General features: G+C 38.8%; 20 protein-coding genes. 8 read left to right on the top strand and 12 right to left on the bottom strand.

Features of this window, described 5'->3' with window-relative positions:
- Nucleotides 1-22 precede the first annotated feature (22 nt).
- The 3 genes from recF to dnaA form a co-directional block, all read right to left on the bottom strand.
- Entirely contained in the window at nucleotides 23-1,105 is a 1,083-nt protein-coding gene (gene recF, locus R5R67_RS15515; RefSeq protein WP_000550807.1) for a DNA replication/repair protein RecF, read from the bottom strand.
- Between the two features lie 14 nt (nucleotides 1,106-1,119).
- Nucleotides 1,120-2,268, bottom strand: coding sequence for a DNA polymerase III subunit beta (gene dnaN, locus R5R67_RS15510; protein ID WP_001237350.1), 1,149 nt, complete (start codon nucleotides 2,266-2,268; stop codon nucleotides 1,120-1,122).
- A 97-nt stretch (nucleotides 2,269-2,365) separates the two neighbouring features.
- Entirely contained in the window at nucleotides 2,366-3,763 is a 1,398-nt protein-coding gene (dnaA, locus tag R5R67_RS15505) for a chromosomal replication initiator protein DnaA (RefSeq protein WP_000964768.1), read from the bottom strand.
- A 670-nt stretch (nucleotides 3,764-4,433) separates the two neighbouring features.
- Here dnaA and rpmH point away from each other — a divergent pair.
- The 5 genes from rpmH to mnmE all read left to right on the top strand — a co-directional run bounded on the left by rpmH (nucleotide 4,434) and on the right by mnmE (nucleotide 8,533).
- On the top strand, nucleotides 4,434-4,568 hold the full coding sequence (gene rpmH / locus R5R67_RS15500) for a 50S ribosomal protein L34 (protein ID WP_000831329.1): 135 nt from the start codon (nucleotides 4,434-4,436) through the stop codon (nucleotides 4,566-4,568).
- A gap of 29 nt (nucleotides 4,569-4,597) precedes the next feature.
- Nucleotides 4,598-4,990: a ribonuclease P protein component gene (rnpA, locus tag R5R67_RS15495; RefSeq protein ID WP_001240377.1), complete on the top strand. Its 393-nt coding sequence runs from the start codon at nucleotides 4,598-4,600 to the stop codon at nucleotides 4,988-4,990.
- A 10-nt stretch (nucleotides 4,991-5,000) separates the two neighbouring features.
- Entirely contained in the window at nucleotides 5,001-5,321 is a 321-nt protein-coding gene (gene yidD, locus R5R67_RS15490; protein WP_000251652.1) for a membrane protein insertion efficiency factor YidD, read from the top strand.
- Between the two features lie 5 nt (nucleotides 5,322-5,326).
- Nucleotides 5,327-7,087: a membrane protein insertase YidC gene (gene yidC / locus R5R67_RS15485; RefSeq protein ID WP_001188089.1), complete on the top strand. Its 1,761-nt coding sequence runs from the start codon at nucleotides 5,327-5,329 to the stop codon at nucleotides 7,085-7,087.
- Nucleotides 7,088-7,177: 90 nt separating this feature from the next.
- On the top strand, nucleotides 7,178-8,533 hold the full coding sequence (gene mnmE / locus R5R67_RS15480; RefSeq protein ID WP_030424145.1) for a tRNA uridine-5-carboxymethylaminomethyl(34) synthesis GTPase MnmE: 1,356 nt from the start codon (nucleotides 7,178-7,180) through the stop codon (nucleotides 8,531-8,533).
- 45 nt (nucleotides 8,534-8,578) lie between these two features.
- Here the strand turns inward: mnmE and R5R67_RS15475 are convergent, their stop codons facing one another.
- Nucleotides 8,579-8,842, bottom strand: coding sequence for a metal/formaldehyde-sensitive transcriptional repressor (locus R5R67_RS15475; RefSeq protein WP_000018128.1), 264 nt, complete (start codon nucleotides 8,840-8,842; stop codon nucleotides 8,579-8,581).
- A 57-nt stretch (nucleotides 8,843-8,899) separates the two neighbouring features.
- On the opposite strand from R5R67_RS15475, the gene dmeF reads away from it, so the two are divergent.
- Complete coding sequence (gene dmeF, locus R5R67_RS15470; protein ID WP_038337390.1) at nucleotides 8,900-9,862, top strand: CDF family Co(II)/Ni(II) efflux transporter DmeF; 963 nt, start codon at nucleotides 8,900-8,902, stop codon at nucleotides 9,860-9,862.
- 95 nt (nucleotides 9,863-9,957) lie between these two features.
- Nucleotides 9,958-10,656, top strand: coding sequence for a DsbC family protein (locus tag R5R67_RS15465; protein WP_000592161.1), 699 nt, complete (start codon nucleotides 9,958-9,960; stop codon nucleotides 10,654-10,656).
- A 53-nt stretch (nucleotides 10,657-10,709) separates the two neighbouring features.
- On the opposite strand, the gene R5R67_RS15460 is transcribed toward R5R67_RS15465, so the two are convergent.
- From R5R67_RS15460 to R5R67_RS15425, 8 genes are all read right to left on the bottom strand, one after another.
- The gene (locus tag R5R67_RS15460) at nucleotides 10,710-10,961 is read right to left on the bottom strand and encodes a GlsB/YeaQ/YmgE family stress response membrane protein (RefSeq protein ID WP_000269732.1); all 252 of its coding nucleotides are present in this window, start codon (nucleotides 10,959-10,961) and stop codon (nucleotides 10,710-10,712) included.
- A 172-nt stretch (nucleotides 10,962-11,133) separates the two neighbouring features.
- A complete protein-coding gene (gene hpt / locus R5R67_RS15455; protein ID WP_000214980.1) occupies nucleotides 11,134-11,661 on the bottom strand; it encodes a hypoxanthine phosphoribosyltransferase in 528 nt (175 codons plus the stop codon).
- A 214-nt stretch (nucleotides 11,662-11,875) separates the two neighbouring features.
- The gene (gene guaD, locus R5R67_RS15450; protein ID WP_005120734.1) at nucleotides 11,876-13,201 is read right to left on the bottom strand and encodes a guanine deaminase; all 1,326 of its coding nucleotides are present in this window, start codon (nucleotides 13,199-13,201) and stop codon (nucleotides 11,876-11,878) included.
- Between the two features lie 56 nt (nucleotides 13,202-13,257).
- Complete coding sequence (locus R5R67_RS15445; protein ID WP_030424149.1) at nucleotides 13,258-14,313, bottom strand: Rieske 2Fe-2S domain-containing protein; 1,056 nt, start codon at nucleotides 14,311-14,313, stop codon at nucleotides 13,258-13,260.
- A 290-nt stretch (nucleotides 14,314-14,603) separates the two neighbouring features.
- Nucleotides 14,604-15,764 (bottom strand): glutathionylspermidine synthase family protein, encoded by a 1,161-nt coding sequence (locus tag R5R67_RS15440; RefSeq protein ID WP_030424150.1) that lies wholly within the window; start codon nucleotides 15,762-15,764, stop codon nucleotides 14,604-14,606.
- A gap of 21 nt (nucleotides 15,765-15,785) precedes the next feature.
- Complete coding sequence (locus R5R67_RS15435) at nucleotides 15,786-16,151, bottom strand: hypothetical protein (protein ID WP_005120731.1); 366 nt, start codon at nucleotides 16,149-16,151, stop codon at nucleotides 15,786-15,788.
- 188 nt (nucleotides 16,152-16,339) lie between these two features.
- On the bottom strand, nucleotides 16,340-17,296 hold the full coding sequence (locus R5R67_RS15430) for a TerC family protein (protein WP_005120728.1): 957 nt from the start codon (nucleotides 17,294-17,296) through the stop codon (nucleotides 16,340-16,342).
- Between the two features lie 341 nt (nucleotides 17,297-17,637).
- Complete coding sequence (locus R5R67_RS15425; protein WP_005120727.1) at nucleotides 17,638-18,234, bottom strand: undecaprenyl-diphosphatase; 597 nt, start codon at nucleotides 18,232-18,234, stop codon at nucleotides 17,638-17,640.
- Nucleotides 18,235-18,346: 112 nt separating this feature from the next.
- Here R5R67_RS15425 and R5R67_RS15420 point away from each other — a divergent pair.
- The coding region (locus R5R67_RS15420) for a hypothetical protein (protein WP_318754970.1) at nucleotides 18,347-18,441 on the top strand (95 nt) is incomplete at its 3' end.

The raw sequence follows: 18,441 nt of genomic DNA, 5'->3' as shown, positions 1-18,441 counted from the left end.
AAAGATGGGTAACATCAAAAAATTATGGCGCAGCAAGACTAACTTGACCGGATTCAACACTGAATAATTGATATGAAATAGACAGATCATGTAAATGTTTTTTTACCGATGCATGATCTAAAGTTGTCATAAAAACCTGGCTACCAAGTTGGCTTAATCGTTCAATTAAACGTTGTTGTGCGGTTAAGTCTAATTCTGCTGTCAGATCATCTAATAATACCACAGTTTCCTTATTACTCGCATGCAACATTGCAATTTGTGACAGTTTTAAGGCAATAATCAAGAGTTTTTTCTGACCTCTTGATAAAACATCATCAGCATGTCCAAATGGCGTTTTTAAGCGCAAATCTGCCCGATGCGGACCATACTCGGTATAACGTCTCTCGATGTCTTTTTGATGCTGATTCAGCAAGTCTTGCATAAGCCCCTGCTCTGTATGAAAACCTGGGCTATATTCCAGCTCAATCTCCAAATCAGGCAGTAATTGGCTTAAGTCATTTTGGAAATAAACATTCCATTGCTCGACAATACTTAAACGCTGTGAGTGCAAAATCTCGCCATAATCACTCAACATTTTGTTCCACGGTTCTAAATCAGCTAATGAAAGATTACGCCGTGTTTTGAGTAAGGTATTACGCTGCTTTAGCGCACGAGAGTAATATTGCCACGCAAAATAAAATTCAGGTTCCACGTGGAACATAAGCCAATCTAAAAGTTGTCTTCTTGGCTTGGCACCATGATCAATAATATCCGTACTTTGTGGATCAATATGCTGTAAAGGAAGTAACTTTGCGAGCTGACCTTGAGTCGCAACGGTATCGCCATTCACTTTCATGAGTTGCTCACCAGAAGCGAGTTTTTGCATACCAATTTTTTCAGTTGCTGACTGAGCAAATACAATCGCGTCGTCAGCTTCATATTGAATATAATTTTTGGGTATATGTGTACGGAATGAGCGACCTGTTGCAAGCAAATGGATCGCTTCTAAAATTGATGTTTTACCCGAACCGTTTGCGCCATAAAAGACATTAAACGGTTGCAACCCATGGAGTGCAACCGTTTTTAAATTACGCACACGTTCAATATTTAAGCGCGTAAGATGCATATAGTTAAACCAGATTAAACACGCATCGGCATAACCACATAGGTCTGGTCAGGATGAGCCGGATCTTGAACCAATACAGACTGATTCGCCTCAGTCATGCTCATATTTACATCATCACCATCTAATACACCCAACACATCGAGTAGGTATTGAGCATTAAATGACATTTCTAATGGGGCACTTTGATATTGGATCGCTAAATCTTCAATTGCTTCATCTTGTTCAGGGTTATTTGCACGAAGCTGTAAAGAATCCTGATTGAAGTTTAGGAAAACACCACGCAATTTTTCATTACTTAAAATTGCTACACGTTGTAATGATTGTTTAAATACATCATGACCAATCAAAACATGTTTATCACCACCACGTGGAATAACACGGCGATAATCAGGGAATTTCCCATCAATCAATTTAGTTGTAAAACGAACTGTAATATCACCTTGTTCTTTATCACGGCTTGGCGTATTAATCGTTACATTTAATAATTCACGGCCAATAAGCAAAGTGAGCTGTTCATCTTCAATGCTGAGTAAACGTTGTAATTCACCCACAGCTTTACGAGGCACAATCGCTTGTACCAACTGAGATGAAGTAGAGGAAGCCAAAATTTCACAAAGTGCTAAACGGTGACCATCAGTTGTTACTGCACGCAATTGATTTTCATCAATTTCTAATAAAGTACCAGTGAGGTAAAAACGTACGTCTTGTACAGCCATTGCAAAAGCAGTTTTTTCAAATAAACGCTTTAATTCACGTTGAGTCACCTGTACTTGCGTACCTTGACTATTCTCAGTGGTTAACAATGGATAATCTTCAGCCGGTAGTGTACCTAGCACAAAACGGCTATTACCAGACTTTAAAATACATCTTTGATCTTCAGTAATTTGTAAATCAATCAATGCAGCTGTAGGCAAAGATTTACAAATTTCCATCAATTTACGAGCAGGAACAGTTGTCTCGCCTGCCTCAAGGCACGCCCCTTCTGATAAAGCGGTGCTCGCTACGAGTTCAACTTCTAAATCGGAACCCGTAATAGTGAGCGCTTGAGCATTAGTCTGAATTTTGACGTTTGAAAGAATATTCAAGGTATGACGACGTTCTACCGCACCGACCACATGCGATAAAACATTGAGTAAACTTTCTTTAGCGATTTTCAAACGCACGATTCATTCCTCTAGCAACTTGGAGCAAACATTTCATTTTTTAGCTGTGTACTATGCTGCACTTACGTAGACTTTGCAACAACGTCTTATTATTTCATTAACTTTGAAGCAAACGTAATAAGTTCTTATAATCTTCATCAAAGATTGGGTCTTCTTCCCGTAAACTAACGACTTTTTCACAAGCATGCATCACTGTACTGTGATCACGCCCACCAAAAGCCATTCCAATTTCAGGAAAACTATCTCCCGTTAATTCACGGGCAAGCCCCATCGCCAACTGACGTGGTCGAGCATAAATTCGGGTACGCTTTGGACCTACCAGCTCTTTTAATGGAATTCGGAAATATTCACTCACTACACGCTGGATATTTTCTACACTAATTGTACGAGCACGGATCGCTAAAACATCTTTTAAAGATTCCCGTACGACATCAAGGTCAATTGGAGCACCTTTAAAACGTGAAATTGCGACAACTTTATTCAGTGCGCCCTCAAGTTCACGTACGTTCGCTACGACTTGTTGGGCAATAAACAACGCACAGTTTCTAGGTAAATCAACGCCACTATTTTCAGCTTTTTTAAGCAGAATTTCGATTCGAGTTTCAATATCAGGTGGTTCAACACCTACTGATAGCCCCCAGGAAAAACGAGAAACCAAACGAGGATCAAGTTCTGTTAATTCTTTAGGATATCGATCTGACGTTAAAATAATTTGTTTGGATTCATCAAGTAAGGCATTAAATGTATAGAAGAATTCAACGAGGCTTGCTTCTTTTCCTGCCAAAAGATGAATATCATCTACTAATAACAAGTCTAAAGAACGGCAATTTTTCTTAAACTCTTCTACCTTTCCTTTTTGTAATGAGCTCACAAAATCTTGTACAAAACTTTCTGAAGTCATATACATGACTCTTGCATTCGGCTTCGCTTGCAGTAAGGCATTACCAACTGCTTGCATTAAGTGAGTCTTACCAAGACCTGTCGGGCCATATAAAAACAAAGGGTTATGTTGAGAAGCACCTAACTGTGTTAATACTTTTCTACAGGTTTCTGCTGCCATTTGGTTAGAACGGCCTTCAACAAATAGTGAAAAAGTAAATTGTGGATTTAATAGTTTCTTTTTTGAACTCTTAGAACTAACCGCAGTATTAGCAACAGGTTCCGGTTCTCTTTTAACCTTAGCAGGTTGAGGTATAGGGGCAGTTTGTAAAGCTGCTGTAGTTGTTGCAGGCTGTTCACTAGAGGACAAAATACTACCAGGACGAGAATCTACCAAGATTTCAACCTGACGCACCCGCCCTTCTGACAATTGTTCAGCCAATATAGAAATTAACTCTAAATGATTCTCTTGAATATAACGCGTCCAATAAGGATTAGGAGCATAGAGACGTAGTATCCCCTCTACTTCTTCAGCTACTAAAGGGCGAATCCACATCGCAAAGACGTTATCAGAGAGCTCTTGTCGCAAGCGAGTTAAGCAGTCTGTCCAAAGCATGTGTATCCCCTATGTCTGCGTTTTAAATTCAAATCATTTAAAGATTAACCCTTCCTGATGAGAAGGGGTCGCCATTCTACCCAAGTTATCCACATCTGTCATGACGATTTCGTTTGATTTTGCCTAAAAAGAAATCTCTTGTGAATAAATTTAAATTCAAAATCAATTGTGAATAACTTTTTGTACATCCTGTGGATAAATTATCACATAAACTTATCCACAATCCATAAAGACAATAAAAACAGAGTTATCAACAGTTCAAATATATGTTTTTTAAATTTAAAACTGTGAAATCCACAAGAAAAGTCCACACTAATAAGAATAAATTTAAATTTTAAAATTTGAATTTATTTAATAGGGCTGATCCAAATTGTGGATAACTAAAAAATATGAATTTAAATTCAAATATATCAAATCAAAACCAACTTCACATCAAGGTTTGTTGATAAGTATGTAAATAAGAAGTGTATATCTTAAAAGTCTTAATAAAAATAAACAATTACTTTGTGCATAACTTTTAAATAAGAAAAATAGGCTAAATATAAAGAGAAGATAAAAAGTTAAAAATTTGACTTAAATACAAAACTTTCACGGTTTTTCATTGACAGCGTAAACATTGCACAATAAAATCGCGGACCTTTATAGAAAGATCATTTTTGGGAGTTTCGATATGAAACGTACTTTCCAACCATCTGAATTAAAGCGTAAGCGCGTTCATGGTTTCCGTGCTCGTATGGCAACTAAAGCTGGTCGTCAAGTATTAGCTCGTCGTCGTGCAAAAGGTCGTCATAGCTTAACTGTTTAATACTGTTACGCTGACCAGACTTGGGTGTGATGGCACTTTACAGTTTTAGCACAGATCTTCGTATACGCTGTGCTGCAGATTATAAAAGTGTATTTGATGGTGCGCTTTTTAAAGTGCATCAACCCCATTTTTTATTTCTTGCAAAATTAACCGAACAGCCTAACAGCCGTTTGGGTATTGTTGTTGCTAAGAAAAAAGTGCGTCGTGCGCATGAAAGAAATCGAATAAAACGTCTTGCTCGTGAGAGCTTTCGTCTACATCAGCCGAAATTTGGGTCAGACATAGATGTTGTTGTGATGCCTAAAGTTGGTATAGAAACGATTACGAATGCTGAGCTATATCAACAATTAGATTTTGCTTGGCAAAAATTACAACGCTTAGCGAAAAAACATTCTAAAGTTGTCCCAACCTCGCAGAATTAAGAGATGACCAATGGTTCGTATTTTGCGTTGGTTCATTCGACTGTATCAAATTGCGATTAGTCCGCTTCTTGGACCCCGTTGTCGTTATATCCCAACTTGTTCCCAATATGCGCTAGAAGCATTACAAACTCATGGTGCAATCAAAGGCGTTTGGTTATCTTCTAAACGTATTTGTCGTTGTCATCCGTGGGGAGGCTCTGGATACGATCCGGTACCGCCTAAAGCAATTCGTTTTATTTCGTTTCATCAAATAGATTCTCAAACGCATCATGTTGCTGTACCCTTTCGTGATCGTTTAATGAAGCAAAATCTCTCTAACCATTTGGGGTAATAGATATGCAACAATGGGCCAGGTTTGCAATTCTCGGGGCCATGTTTGTCACCGCATATTTGCTCATTTTGGCTTGGCAAAAAGATTATGGAAATGCTGCAACTGCACCGCAACAACAAGCGGCGGCTGTAAGTTCACATGAAGTATCTGCTGATTTGCCAAATGCTAAAACTGCAACAGTGGCTTCCGATGTGCCACAAGCAAATATTGCGCAGTCACAAACCACAGATGCAACTGCACCTGTGAATCAACAGCTTATTTCAGTACAAACTGACCTTTATCATCTTTGGATCAATCCAAAAGGTGGTGATATTGTTCGTATTGAATTACTCTCTCACGACAAGAGCAAAGACAGTAATCAACCATTTGTTATGCTTGAAAATGATGCCAAGCGTACTTATGTTGCTCAGTCTGGCTTAATTGGTTTGAATGGACCAGATAGCAGTCGTGGTGGTCGCCCATTATATGCTGTTGAAAAAACATCATATACTTTAGCTGATGCTAAAGGGGTACAAGATCAAAGTGGACATTCTGAGAAAGTTTTAACAGTTCCTATGGTGTTTAAGACACCAGAAGGCGTTGAAATTATTAAAACTTTTACATTTACTCAAGGTCAATATCCAATTGTTGTCAAACATCAAGTTGTTAACCGTAGCCAACAAAACTGGCAAGGTCAGATGTTTGGACAGTTGAAACGTGATAATTCGGAAGATCCAGGTAAGTCTTCTCAGGGTATTTTCACTTTAGGTACGTTCTTAGGTGGTGCATGGGGTACTCCGGATGCTCACTACAACAAACTTAAGTTTGCGAATTTCTCTGAAGAAAAACTCAATACCGAAGCTAAAGGCGGTTGGGTTGCAATGGTTCAGCACTACTTTGTAAGTGCTTGGATTCCAGGAAACCTTAAACTGACTCAAGCAAATGGTCAGCCTTATGTCGCTAAACTTGAATCTCGTCAGTCTGCGGATCATATGAATATTATTGGCTTTACTTCGCCAGTAATTAATGTTCCGGCGGGTACTTCAATGGAAGTCGATGCGAAGCTTTATTCAGGTCCAAAAGTACAATCTGAATTAAAAGATTTAGCGGTAGGTTTAAACCAGACTGTTGACTATGGTTGGTTATGGCCAATTGCGAAGTTATTGTTCCTAGGTCTTCAATTCTTCCATAGCATTGTAGGCAACTGGGGATGGTCAATTATCTTACTTACCATTATGGTGAAGATGATTTTATGGCCTTTATCTTCAAAAAGTTATCGTTCTATGGCGAAAATGCGTGTGATTGCACCAGAAATGCAACGCATGAAAGAAGAATTCGGTGAAGACCGTATGCGCTTCTCGCAAGAAATGATGGCGCTTTACAAACGTGAACAAGTTAACCCGCTTTCTGGTTGTTTACCGTTATTGCTACAAATGCCAATTTTCCTTGCTTTGTACTGGGTACTCATGGAAAGTGTGGAATTACGTCATGCACCGTGGTTAGGCTGGATTCAAGACTTGTCTGCGATGGATCCATGGTTCATCTTGCCATTAATTATGGGTGCGACAATGTTTGCTCAGCAAATGTTGAACCCGCAACCAGCTGATCCAATGCAAGCGAAAGTATTCCGCATTATGCCGATTATGTTTACGGTATTTATGTTGTTCTTCCCTGCGGGTCTTGTGTTGTACTGGATTGTGAACAACAGTATTACAATCTTACAGCAATGGTTTATTAACAAGAGTGTTGAGAAAAGTCGTATCAGTAAAGCTGAATCGGCATCTTAATCCTTGAACTTTTGCTGAATCAATCCGCTTAAGATGGTAATCTTAGGCGGATTTTTCTTTGGCTGTATTTTAGGTTTTTAGGTGAATAATATGCATAGTCAAACCACAATTGCCGCAATTGCAACGCCACCAGGGCGTGGTGGAGTGGGCGTGATTCGCTTATCGGGACCTAAGGCTTATGATATTGCTCAAAAACTGACGCAAAAAAACTTACCTGAAGCTCGGATGGCGGGTTTCCGTAAGTTTTATGATGCTGATGGAAGTATTATGGATGAAGGCATTGTCTTGTGCTTTCCAAATCCACATTCTTTTACCGGTGAAGATGTTGTAGAACTTCAAGGCCACGGTGGCCCTGTCATTCAAAATGCCTTACTTGGCCGTTTATTTGAGCTTGGGGCAATTGCTGCAAAAGCTGGGGAGTTCTCCATGCGAGCTTTTGAAAATGGCAAAATGGACTTGGTACAAGCTGAAGCAATTGCCGATTTGATTGATGCGACCTCTCAAGCTGCGGCTCGTTCGGCAGTCCGTTCTTTACAAGGCGCTTTTTCAACAAAAATTAATACAGTTTTAGAAAAACTGATTCATTTACGTCTGCACGTAGAAGCTGCGATTGATTTTCCAGAAGAAGAAATTGATTTTTTGGCTGATGGCAAAATTTTAGCTTTGTTGGAAGATGTTCAACAATCTGTACATGCTGTTCAAACCTCTGCACGACAAGGGCAATTACTCCGTGAAGGTCTACAGGTTGTTATTGCGGGTAAACCAAATGCAGGTAAGTCGAGCTTGTTGAATGCACTTGCTGGTGTTGAGCGTGCAATTGTGACTGATATTGCTGGTACAACTCGTGATGTTTTACATGAAAAAATTAGCTTAAATGGTTTACCAATCACCTTAACGGATACTGCGGGTCTTCGTGAAACGGGAGATGTAGTCGAGAAAGAAGGCATTCGTCGTGCAATCAAAGAAATTGAGCAGGCCGATTTGTTGTTATTGGTCTACGATTTAAATCAAGGCGATGACCCCTTAAAACTGGCTCAAGAATACTTTGCTGAACATATTGAACCGCGTCGTCTCATGTTAATTGGCAATAAATGTGATTTAACTGGTCAATCTGCCGAAATAAGCGATTATCAAGGGTTCCGTCATATCACAGTTTCAGCAAAACAAGAGATGGGCGTACAAGGCCTCGTAGATGCGATTACAGCGTATGCAGGATTTCACCCTGAGGAAGATACATTTATTGCGAGAACACGTCATTTAGACGCAATGAAGCGCACTCAGCTCTATTTGGCAGAGGCACGTGAGCAACTTGTTGTATTTAACGCAGGTGAACTCGTTGCTGAATCACTTCGTCTTGCTCAAAATGCTTTAGGTGAAATTACGGGTGACTTTAGTGCCGATGACCTATTAGGCAAAATCTTTGGTTCGTTCTGTATCGGAAAATAATAAAAAACTGGATGATGTAGAGTGCTATGTCATCCAGTACTTTTCTCAGCCGTATCTCTTTAAAACTTTTAAAAATTCATCTAGCTCATTTTGATCGACTTCTGCGCCTTTAAGTACGTGATGATGTAAGTGCTGTTCCATTAATTCACTCATCAAACCGTTTATTGCACCTTTTATGGCTGCAACTTGCTGCAAAATATCTATACATGAAGATTCTGGTTGTTCTATCGCATTTTCAATGCTGTTGATTTGCCCTTTTAGTCGTTTTACACGATTAACAATTTTTTTATCCTGACCAATGTGACTCATCTGTTTTCTCTTGTACAATTTAATATACTGGTAGGGAGTATATTGGGTTTAAATTTTATGCAGGATTATAGTGTATCACGTCATCATCAACATCAGTTTGATGAAGGAAATCCACTTGCACAAAAACGTATTTTGATTGCAACCATTTTAACGGCGTCCATGATGGTACTGGAAGTATTTGGTGGGTGGTTCTTCAATTCAATGGCCCTATTGGCCGATGGTTGGCATATGAGTTCACATATGTTGGCCCTTGGTTTAGCCTACTTTGCCTATCGTGCAGCCCGTCATTATTCCAATGATCATCGTTTTAGCTTTGGAACTTGGAAAATTGAGATTTTAGCCGGCTATAGCAGCGCAATTTTGCTGATGGTTGTGGCTATTTTTATGGCTTTTCAGTCAGTTCAACGTTTATTTAACCCGGTTGAAATTTTTTATAATGAAGCTATTCCAATTGCAATTTTAGGTTTGGTCATTAACTTGATTTGTGCTTGGTTACTTCATGATGATGGTCACCATCACCATCACCATCACCATCACCATCACCATCATGAGCATCATCACCATGATTTAAACCAAAAAGCTGCATTTTTACATGTGGTTGCAGATGCAGTGACTTCTGTTTTTGCAATTATAGCGCTTTTCGCAGGTAAATATTTTGGATGGGATTTTTTAGATGCACTTTTAGGAATTTTAGGGGCTATTTTAGTTGCAAAGTGGTCTTTTGGCTTAATGAAAGAAACAGGTAAAACCCTTCTAGATGCTGAAATGGACCATCCTGTAGTTGATGAAATTCGGGAAGTAATAGCTGAATTTCCGAAACATGTGGAAATTACAGATATTCATGTCTGGAAAGTCGCAAAAGGTAAATTTTCTTGTATTTTGGCACTTGAAACTGACGATATCTCTTTAAATGCAGACCAGATTCGTGATGCTTTATCGATTCATGATGAAATTGTGCATATTTCAGTAGAAATTAATACCTTAAAACCTGTTTATGTTCCACGTGAAACATTGGCATAACTGAGTAGAAGTTTGGTTATAACTCGGTAATCAGTTCTGTTTTCACTAACGGAACTGATTAAAATGTTCTTCTCTCCTGCCTCCGAGTCGGTTTTATGATTAAAAAATTAGGAATATTGGCGTTATTTAGTTTAACTACAAGTTTGAGTTTCGCTAATGTAGATACTGTTCGGGAAAATATTAAAAAACAATATCCTAATTTGAAAATTAGTAATATTCAGAAAACCGAAATGCCCGGACTATATAGTGCTAATCTGGACCAGCAAATTATTTATCTTGGTGAAGATGGGCAGCACATGTTTGTAGGCTCTATGATTCGGTTAAAAGACCAAAAGAACTTAACTAAAGATCTGGTTTTAGGACAGAACTCAATTGATTGGAAACAGTTGCCTTTAAAAGATGCCATTAAAACAGTCAAAGGTAATGGTCAGCATGTTTTAGCAGTATTTTCTGATCCAAATTGCCCTTATTGTAAGCAGCTTGAACCTGAACTCGACAAGCTTAAAGATGTCACTATTTACACTTTTATCTATCCTTTAAAACCTCAGTCTATTGTGGTTTCTAGACAAGTTTGGTGTGCACCGAATCAATCATATTCATGGAAAAAATTAATTGAGCAAGGTGTTAAACCAACGGTTGCGAGCTGTACAAACCCGATTGACCGTAACTTGGAATTAGGGAAAAAATTAGGTTTTAATGGCACACCTACTCTCATTTTTGCTAACGGATTTAAACTCGTCGGAGCGCGATCTGCCGAAGAAATTCAGGCAGTTTGGAAAGAGTTAGGTTTATAAAATGACTTAAAAAAAGCACCGTTCGGTGCTTTTTTTAAAATTAAATTTACTACTTAGCTTTTTCGTGCAATTAGGTTATAGATAAAGAGAATAATGACGGCACCAATGACAGAAGCAATAAAGCCCGCCGCTGAATTTTCTCCATAAAGACCAAGTAAGCGACCGCCATAAGTGGCTAGAAGTGAACCTGCAATACCAATTAAAGTAGTAACAATAAAACCTGCTTTATCATCACCTGGGTGTAAAGCACGAGCGATTAAGCCAGCGAAGAAACCAACCACAATAGCAACAATAAGTGACCACATATTTGTTCTCCAGTTGTTTTTTTGATGAAGTTAATGATTTTGCTTCATATTCTATCGTGCGGTAGAGTGATCTGTTTTGTCTGTAGCAGATTGCGACTTTTTGTGTCTTTTTTGTTCAAAGCTCAGCCTTTATATAAAAAAATAGCACCTTGCGGTGCCATTTTTATAAAATTTATAGGCCAATTTCACCAATAAATGGTAAGTGACGATATTTCTGGTCGTAGTCTAAGCCATAACCAACAATAAATTTATCTTCAACTTCAAAACCTAAAAATTTAACTTCTAAATCAATTTCACGGCGAGATGGTTTACTCACTAATGTGCACAATTGAATTGAATTTGGTTCGCGAGTTTGCAACATTTCCACGACTTTGCTTAAAGTGTTGCCTGAGTCGATAATGTCTTCAACCACCAATACATCTTTACCGCGAATTTCACCGTCAAGATCTTTTAAGATTTTGACATCTCGACTTGAAGTCGTACCGCCGCCATAGCTAGACACTGTCATAAAGTCGAGTTCATGTGGTTTGGTAATCGTACGGCATAAGTCTGCCATGAAAATAACAGAACCACGAAGTAGACCAATCAGAACCAATTCTTTGTCACTATTTGCATAGTGAGAATTGATTTGCTCGCCGAGCTCTTTGACTTTTGCTTGAATTTCTTCGGTTGAAATCATGATGCTCATTGCAACAGTCATGGCAGATTCCTACAAGATATAAAAGAAAAAATAAAAAAGGTGTTGACCAGCAACACCTCGAAAATCTGAGTTAATGGTAAAATTTTAAAGCAAAATGACGTTTCATGCACCCTTTGATGGCTGTGAAATTTTATCATTTTGCGGAATATGTCGATCACGCTTTAACGCAATAGCACATATTCCAAATAATAACAAAAACTTAACAATGCCTTTTTTATTTGGCTGTTTCTTTTTGATAAACACGGTTTCCATAAATATAAGTCGCCTCAATATTACGGTCATCACCTAAAGTGAATAATGCAAACAGTGAATCTTCAACAGATTTAGATTTAGACTGGCGAAGTTCCTGTAATGCTGTTGGCTTTAAGTTTAGTACCACAAAGTCTGCTTCTTTACCGACGTTGAAGTTGCCTAACTGATCCTGCAAATCGAGTGCTTTTGCTCCGCCTAGGGTTGCATGATAAAGCGCTTCATAAGCTGAGAGTTTATCACCTTGTAACTGCTGAACCTTATAAGCCTCGTTAACAGTTTGTAGTAAGCTAAACGATGTGCCAGCCCCAATATCTGTCCCTAAGCCTACTTTCACTTGTTTTTCCCAAGTTTTTTTCAATGGAAATAAACCACTGCCTAAGAACAGGTTTGAAGTTGGGCAAAATGCGATAGCCGATTGTGTATCATGCATACATTGCCATTCTTCATCTTCTAAATGAACACAGTGAGCAAAAACGGAACGTTTACCAGTCAGACCATAATGTTGATAAACATCTAAGTAGCCTGCTTGTTCCGGGAATAAAGATTTCACCCAAGCAATTTCATCTTTATTTTCACTTAAATGCGTATGGACATACACATCCGGAAATTCTTGTTTTAACTGCCCTGCTCTTTCTAATTGCTCAGGTGTAGAAGTCGGCGCAAATCGTGGCGTAATTGCATACAGAGCACGGCCTTTACCATGCCATTTTTCAATGAGCGCTTTAGTGTCGCTGTAAGCCGTTTCTGGCGTGTCACACAGCGCTTCCGGAGCATTACGGTCCATAAGTACCTTGCCAGCAATTAAACGCATCTGAACGCGCTCTGCGGCTTCAAATAAGGCATCAACAGACTCGGGATGAACTGTACAGAAAACGAGGGCCGTGGTTGTACCGTGTTTTAAGAGTTCCTGAACAAAGAACTGGGCAATTTCGCTTGCATATGTTTTGTCTTGAAACTGGATTTCAGTTGGGAAAGTATAAGTATTAAGCCAGCTTAAAAGTTGTTCGCCGTAAGCTCCCACCATTTCGGTTTGCGGAAAGTGAATATGCGTATCAATAAAGCCAGGTACAATCAATTGTTCTGGATAATGTTGAATCTCAACTCCAGCAGGTAGATGCTGTTGAGCGTCTTCCCATGCACCAAACCATTTGATTTTTCCATGTTCACTAATCAATACACCATCTTCCAAATAACGTATTTGATTTGGAATATCAGTTGGCTCAGAGACAGTTTGTTGAATATCTAAAAAACGACCACGCACAACGGTGGTATTTGCGATCAATGACATGGAAAGCCTATATATTTTCACTTTTTTCGATTGATTGTACCCCAGTTAGTCAAGATTTAAACGGTATAACGTTTACTTAGTCCCCATTCAGCCAAAATCCGTCGATAAGTCGTTGATGAACGGTCTGCTTCAAAATGTGCTTCCATCATTAGATCAAGCGGCAGTTCTTCTGGCTTTTGTGATTCGACCATATCTTGGTCTTCGGCAAAAATTTGCGCATTAAATGCATATACCTTTTCTAAATCACCTGTTTGGTCAAAGTTACGTGTGAGTGGAACAAATAAGCGGGTTTTATTACTTGAGATAGGACAACAGGCATTTAAAATTTTTAAGATCCCATCTTCTGGAAAATCGACAGTAAGCACGGCAGAAAATGGCGGATAAACCTCAAAAGTACGCTTCCACAAAAAGCCTTCTGGTTCGAGATGTTTCAGTTCATGCGGATAATTACTGACATTGCTGATATAGACCGTTTTTAAGCCATAATTGGTACGTTCAGTGTGATATTTAGGGACGATGGGATTATCACGATTCGCAAAGGCGTTGTGATGCACCCATGCAAAATGAGCGACATCGATAAACCCTTCAAGCTGACGACCACTAGAACCACCAATATCTACAAAAGGTGGCAAAATCGCTTGATGTTCTGCATCATCCCAAGTATCTAATACAGGAATATTGGCTTGAGTAACATCACGACCATGAATACTGGTCCAAATGAGGCCGTATCTTTGCACAACCGGAAATTTGGTTAGAGAAAAACGATCAGAAATTTTAGTTAGTTCGGGCTGAGCTGGTATTTGAGTACATTTCCCTTCAGTGTTAGAGCGTAGACCATGATAAGGACACACAATCTCCTCACCATCGACCCAACCTTTGGTTAAAGGCACGCCACGATGTGGACAAATATCTCGGGCCAGATGAATTTCACCACTTTCTGTCTTGTAGAGTGCCATATTGACGTCTAGTAGTGTGACTCTTTGAGGTGCATTAGAGACATCTTGAATACGTGCGACGGGATACCAATGGCTCGATAAAATTTCCCAATCTTTTGCTTCAAAACTGCTGTTACACGGCATGGCAAGGGGAGTTAAAGTTGGAATCGCATTCATGGCATTACTCCTTAAAAAAATTAGGGCTCTGACGAGCCCCTAAAATCTAGGCTTTTTTCTTTTTTGGAGATGCAAAGAGCTTGCCAATATTGAATTTTAAGAAAGTAAACCAGAATAAAAAAATTAAAATACATAGAGTTAAATCATTATATTTTTGAATTTTTGTTCTAATTTAGCTTTAAAAGCGAACATTGATTATTCGCTATATATTTAAAATGCACTGATTGACTGCGTCGAAGGCACAATAAAAAAGCACCTAAACAGTGCTTTTTTAAATCTCTATTCACTTATTACTCGACAAAATAATGTGCTGCAAAGTGGGCATCATTACCAATGATGTCATAACAATCTTCACGAATAGACATGCCTGCACATTGATGTCCAACCATCCATAAACCAAGAGTAGGTAGTTGTCCTGAAAATAATGGGGTATCTACCCATTTCTGTACGACATAACCATATTTGTCATAGTCATCAAAATAAAAGCTACCAGAAGCCGCGCCTTGGTCATGGCCGTCTTGTAAAACCCGAATATTGGCCCCTTCCCTTGCTAAAATCGGCTTTTTCACCCATTTACCGGACAAAGCTTGTTGCGGGTCATAGGTATGGGTTTCAACCAATAATGGATGGTTTGGATAACGCTTCCAAAGCTCAACCAAAATCGCTTTATTTGAAAGTAACATTTTCCAGCAAGGTTCAATCCACTGTGTTTGTGGATGGATATATTGAGAAAATGCTTCTTCCCAGATCCATTCCCATGGATAGAGTTTAAATATGTTTTGAATGGGCTGATTATGGAGATCAACAAAATCTTGCCCGTTCCAACCTATGTTCTCCATAGAAAGCTCGGAAACTTGTAGATGAGCTTGGTAAGCGGTATCCATCAAATACTCTAAATTGCCCCAGTCTTCCCTTCCAGCCTCCTGACAGGCAGCAAAATGCATATGGCTACCACGCGGTAAAATTGTCTTCCAGCGTTTAATCAGGTCTTCATGAATACTATTGAATTGATCTCGGTTTGCAATGCCCGAGACTTGTTCTATCCACAGCCACTGTGCGACAGAGGCTTCGAGTAAGCCGGTCGGTGTGTCTGCGTTATATTCCAGCATTTTGATATTTCGCCCATCGTAAGCGAAATCAAAGCGACCATAGAGCATGGGAGCATTTTGTTTCCATGAATGTTCAATATGGTTTATAGCGACTTCAGGAATTTGAAAATAAGCAGGATAGTCGCCCCGTTGAATGAGGTCTCCTACTACCGATAAACACATCTGATGTAGCTCATTTGCTGCATCTTCAAGTTGTTCAATCTGCTTAAGCGTAAATTCATAAGCAACCCCTTCAGACCAGTAAATTGAGCCATCGAGAGAAGGTAAATTAAAATAATCAAAACCAATATTTTGATGCTCCACTTGCCAGTCTGGACGTGGAGTAAATATTTTTCTTTTCATATTCAGTGAAAGCCTGAGAATTTAGCCGCCGAAAGAAAAACCGCTACGACCAAAACCCCCACGAATTGGGGATGAAGAAGATGCGCTTTTCGCCGTACTTGAAATAATGGGGTGACCTACACTCAAGTTGCTGTAAGGATGTAAGGTATTTCCGCGAAAAGAAACTTCCCGATTATTTCGATAATACGCAGGACCTAAATAGCGGCTACCGACATAACTAGAACCATGTCCACTTGAGCTATTTTCTTGTTTACATGTTTCATTATTCCAGTCGCGAGCACAGTCATATTGGTTGTTATATACATCTTGTACTAAAGGACCATCATTATGGCTACATGCCGTGAGTAATAAAGGGACCACGACAAGATTAATTTTTTTAGAACGCATGAGACTCCACACATTTTAATAAGTATGTTCGGCATAAAAAACCGAATCGCTGTTATCTATTATGTTTCTGATTAGGAAAGATAAATTTTAGGTTGGCATATGATATTAATCTGCTTTTTTAAAGTACAGCCTATTTTAAAGATTTAAATGACAAGGCATCTCACGTGTAGATGCCTTGTTGTGATGAGTTAAGACTGCAATTGCTTTTTGTTGTGTCGTAAAGAGAGATAAGCAGTAATTGCTAACACGATTACGATAAAGCTTAACGAGATCCAGATTGGCATGTGGAATACATCAAGCAACAACATTTTCGCGCCAATGAACAATAAGATGATGCCTAAGCCATACGGTAAGTAATGCAATTTAGAAGCAGCGCCAGCAAGTAAAAAGAACATTGCGCGTAAACCTAAAATTGCCATTAAATTCGCCGTTAAAACAATAAACGGATCGCTAGTAACAGCGAAAATAGCAGGAATAGAATCTACCGCGAAAATTACATCTGAAGCTTCAACCAAAATCAACACTAGAAATAACGGCGTTGCCCACAATAAACCATTTTGACGTACAAAGAATTTGTCACCATCAAGCTGTGGGGTAATACGCATGTGCTTACGTAGCCATTTTAAAATTTTGATATCTTCGATATTGGTTTCTTCTTCTTGGCCTTTTAAGAATTTGAAACCTGTATATACCAAGAATGCACCAAAAATATAAAGCACCCAAGAGAACTCTTGTACGAACCATGCACCAATAAAGATAAAAAGGGTACGCAGTACGATTGCGCCTAATACTCCGTAGAGCAAAATTTTACGTTGTAATGCAGCTGGAATAGCAAACGCCGCAAAAATCATTAACCAAACGAAAACGTTGTCAATTGCGAGGGACTTTTCAAGTAAGTAACCTGCAAAGTATTCCATGGTTTTTTGGTTTGCTAAGGTCACCCCAACCGTTTGTTGGAGATAAAGCCATAAACCACCACCAAATAAGGCTGCGACGCTTACCCATGCCACACTCCAGTAAGCAGCTTGCTTAATTGATACATCTTGACCTTGTTTTTGCTTAAAGCCTAAAAAGTCAATTAGGAGCATGACAATGACTATGCCAAAGAATGCTACGTACAGCCATAAATTGCCGATTGTTTCCATAAATTCTCCATACATCCGGCAATTGGGCATAAAAAAACCTCGACCAGTTGCCAGATGAATTAAACATCTGTATCAACATGATCAAGGTCTTGCCTACACCATGAATTTCACGATGCTCAGATACCGACTTTTTAATAAAAGTGTATTGACGATATCTGACACATAACATTGCTGTTATGTTTGGAGGAGGCTACTCCCCTTGTCAAACTAAATTCTATTTTGGATAAAACATACCCAAGTCCACATAGAATGGCAGATTTTTTTGTATTGCGCAACTGAACTTCATGTGGTGGTTTTACTACACTTCATGTGGTGGTTTTACTACATAAAAGCTCTAGAGGTTATTTAATCAAACCGCGGTCTAAAAGCGGTTTGCATATAATCTGGTAAAGGTGAATAAAGAATGCGGTCAAACTTGTACCGTAAGCATTCCAGAAGTAATAACCTGCTGTGTTGACCAGAAGCGCGACAATAAAAGCCCCCAACATGTCTAAAGGGAAATGCACACCTAAATAAATACGTGACCACGCTACTACAAATGACAAAAATAAAAGAATAATTCCAATTATTTTGCGCTGAGCAAACAAATAAGACAGCGCGATGGTGCTGAAAATCAGCATATGATTACTTGGAAAAGACGCTGTTGGTGCATGTTCAATAAACGTTGTACCCACACCCATTACAAATGGTCTTGGATGGTGATAAAACAGAGAAATAACATAACCCACTAAAAGTGATATACAGGTTAAAAAGACAGATTTAATGACCCTATTTTTTAAATCTTGATCGCCATAAAACCATAAAAATGTAAGGATGAATAACAGGATATAGAGGAGATCATTAGCAAAAAAGATAGCAAGACGAATGATAAATTGACTCGCATCCTGAGCACCATTTATGACATGGAATAAGCTAAGGTTGAGTGTTTCTAAAGACATTCATATTCCAAACAAGAACAAAAAAACGTGGGCTATGATAAAGAATTGTCACAAAAATGAAATATAGTTTGCTAATGAGTAAAGATTAATCAGCAGACCTAAATAATTTTTAATGCGTGATCTGGTGGTTAATATTAAAGTGTTAACGTGTTGGCACTTTATTCGAGAACGTTATTTTATGACTACTCAAGAAAAACAGAAAAAATT

The sequence above is a fragment of the Acinetobacter sp. OYA S30 genome (genome assembly GCF_033599315.1).
Classification (GTDB): Bacteria; Pseudomonadota; Gammaproteobacteria; order Pseudomonadales; family Moraxellaceae; genus Acinetobacter; species Acinetobacter baumannii.
Note: the sequence above shows the minus strand (reverse complement) of the source record. Positions and strands in the feature narration are given on the sequence as shown.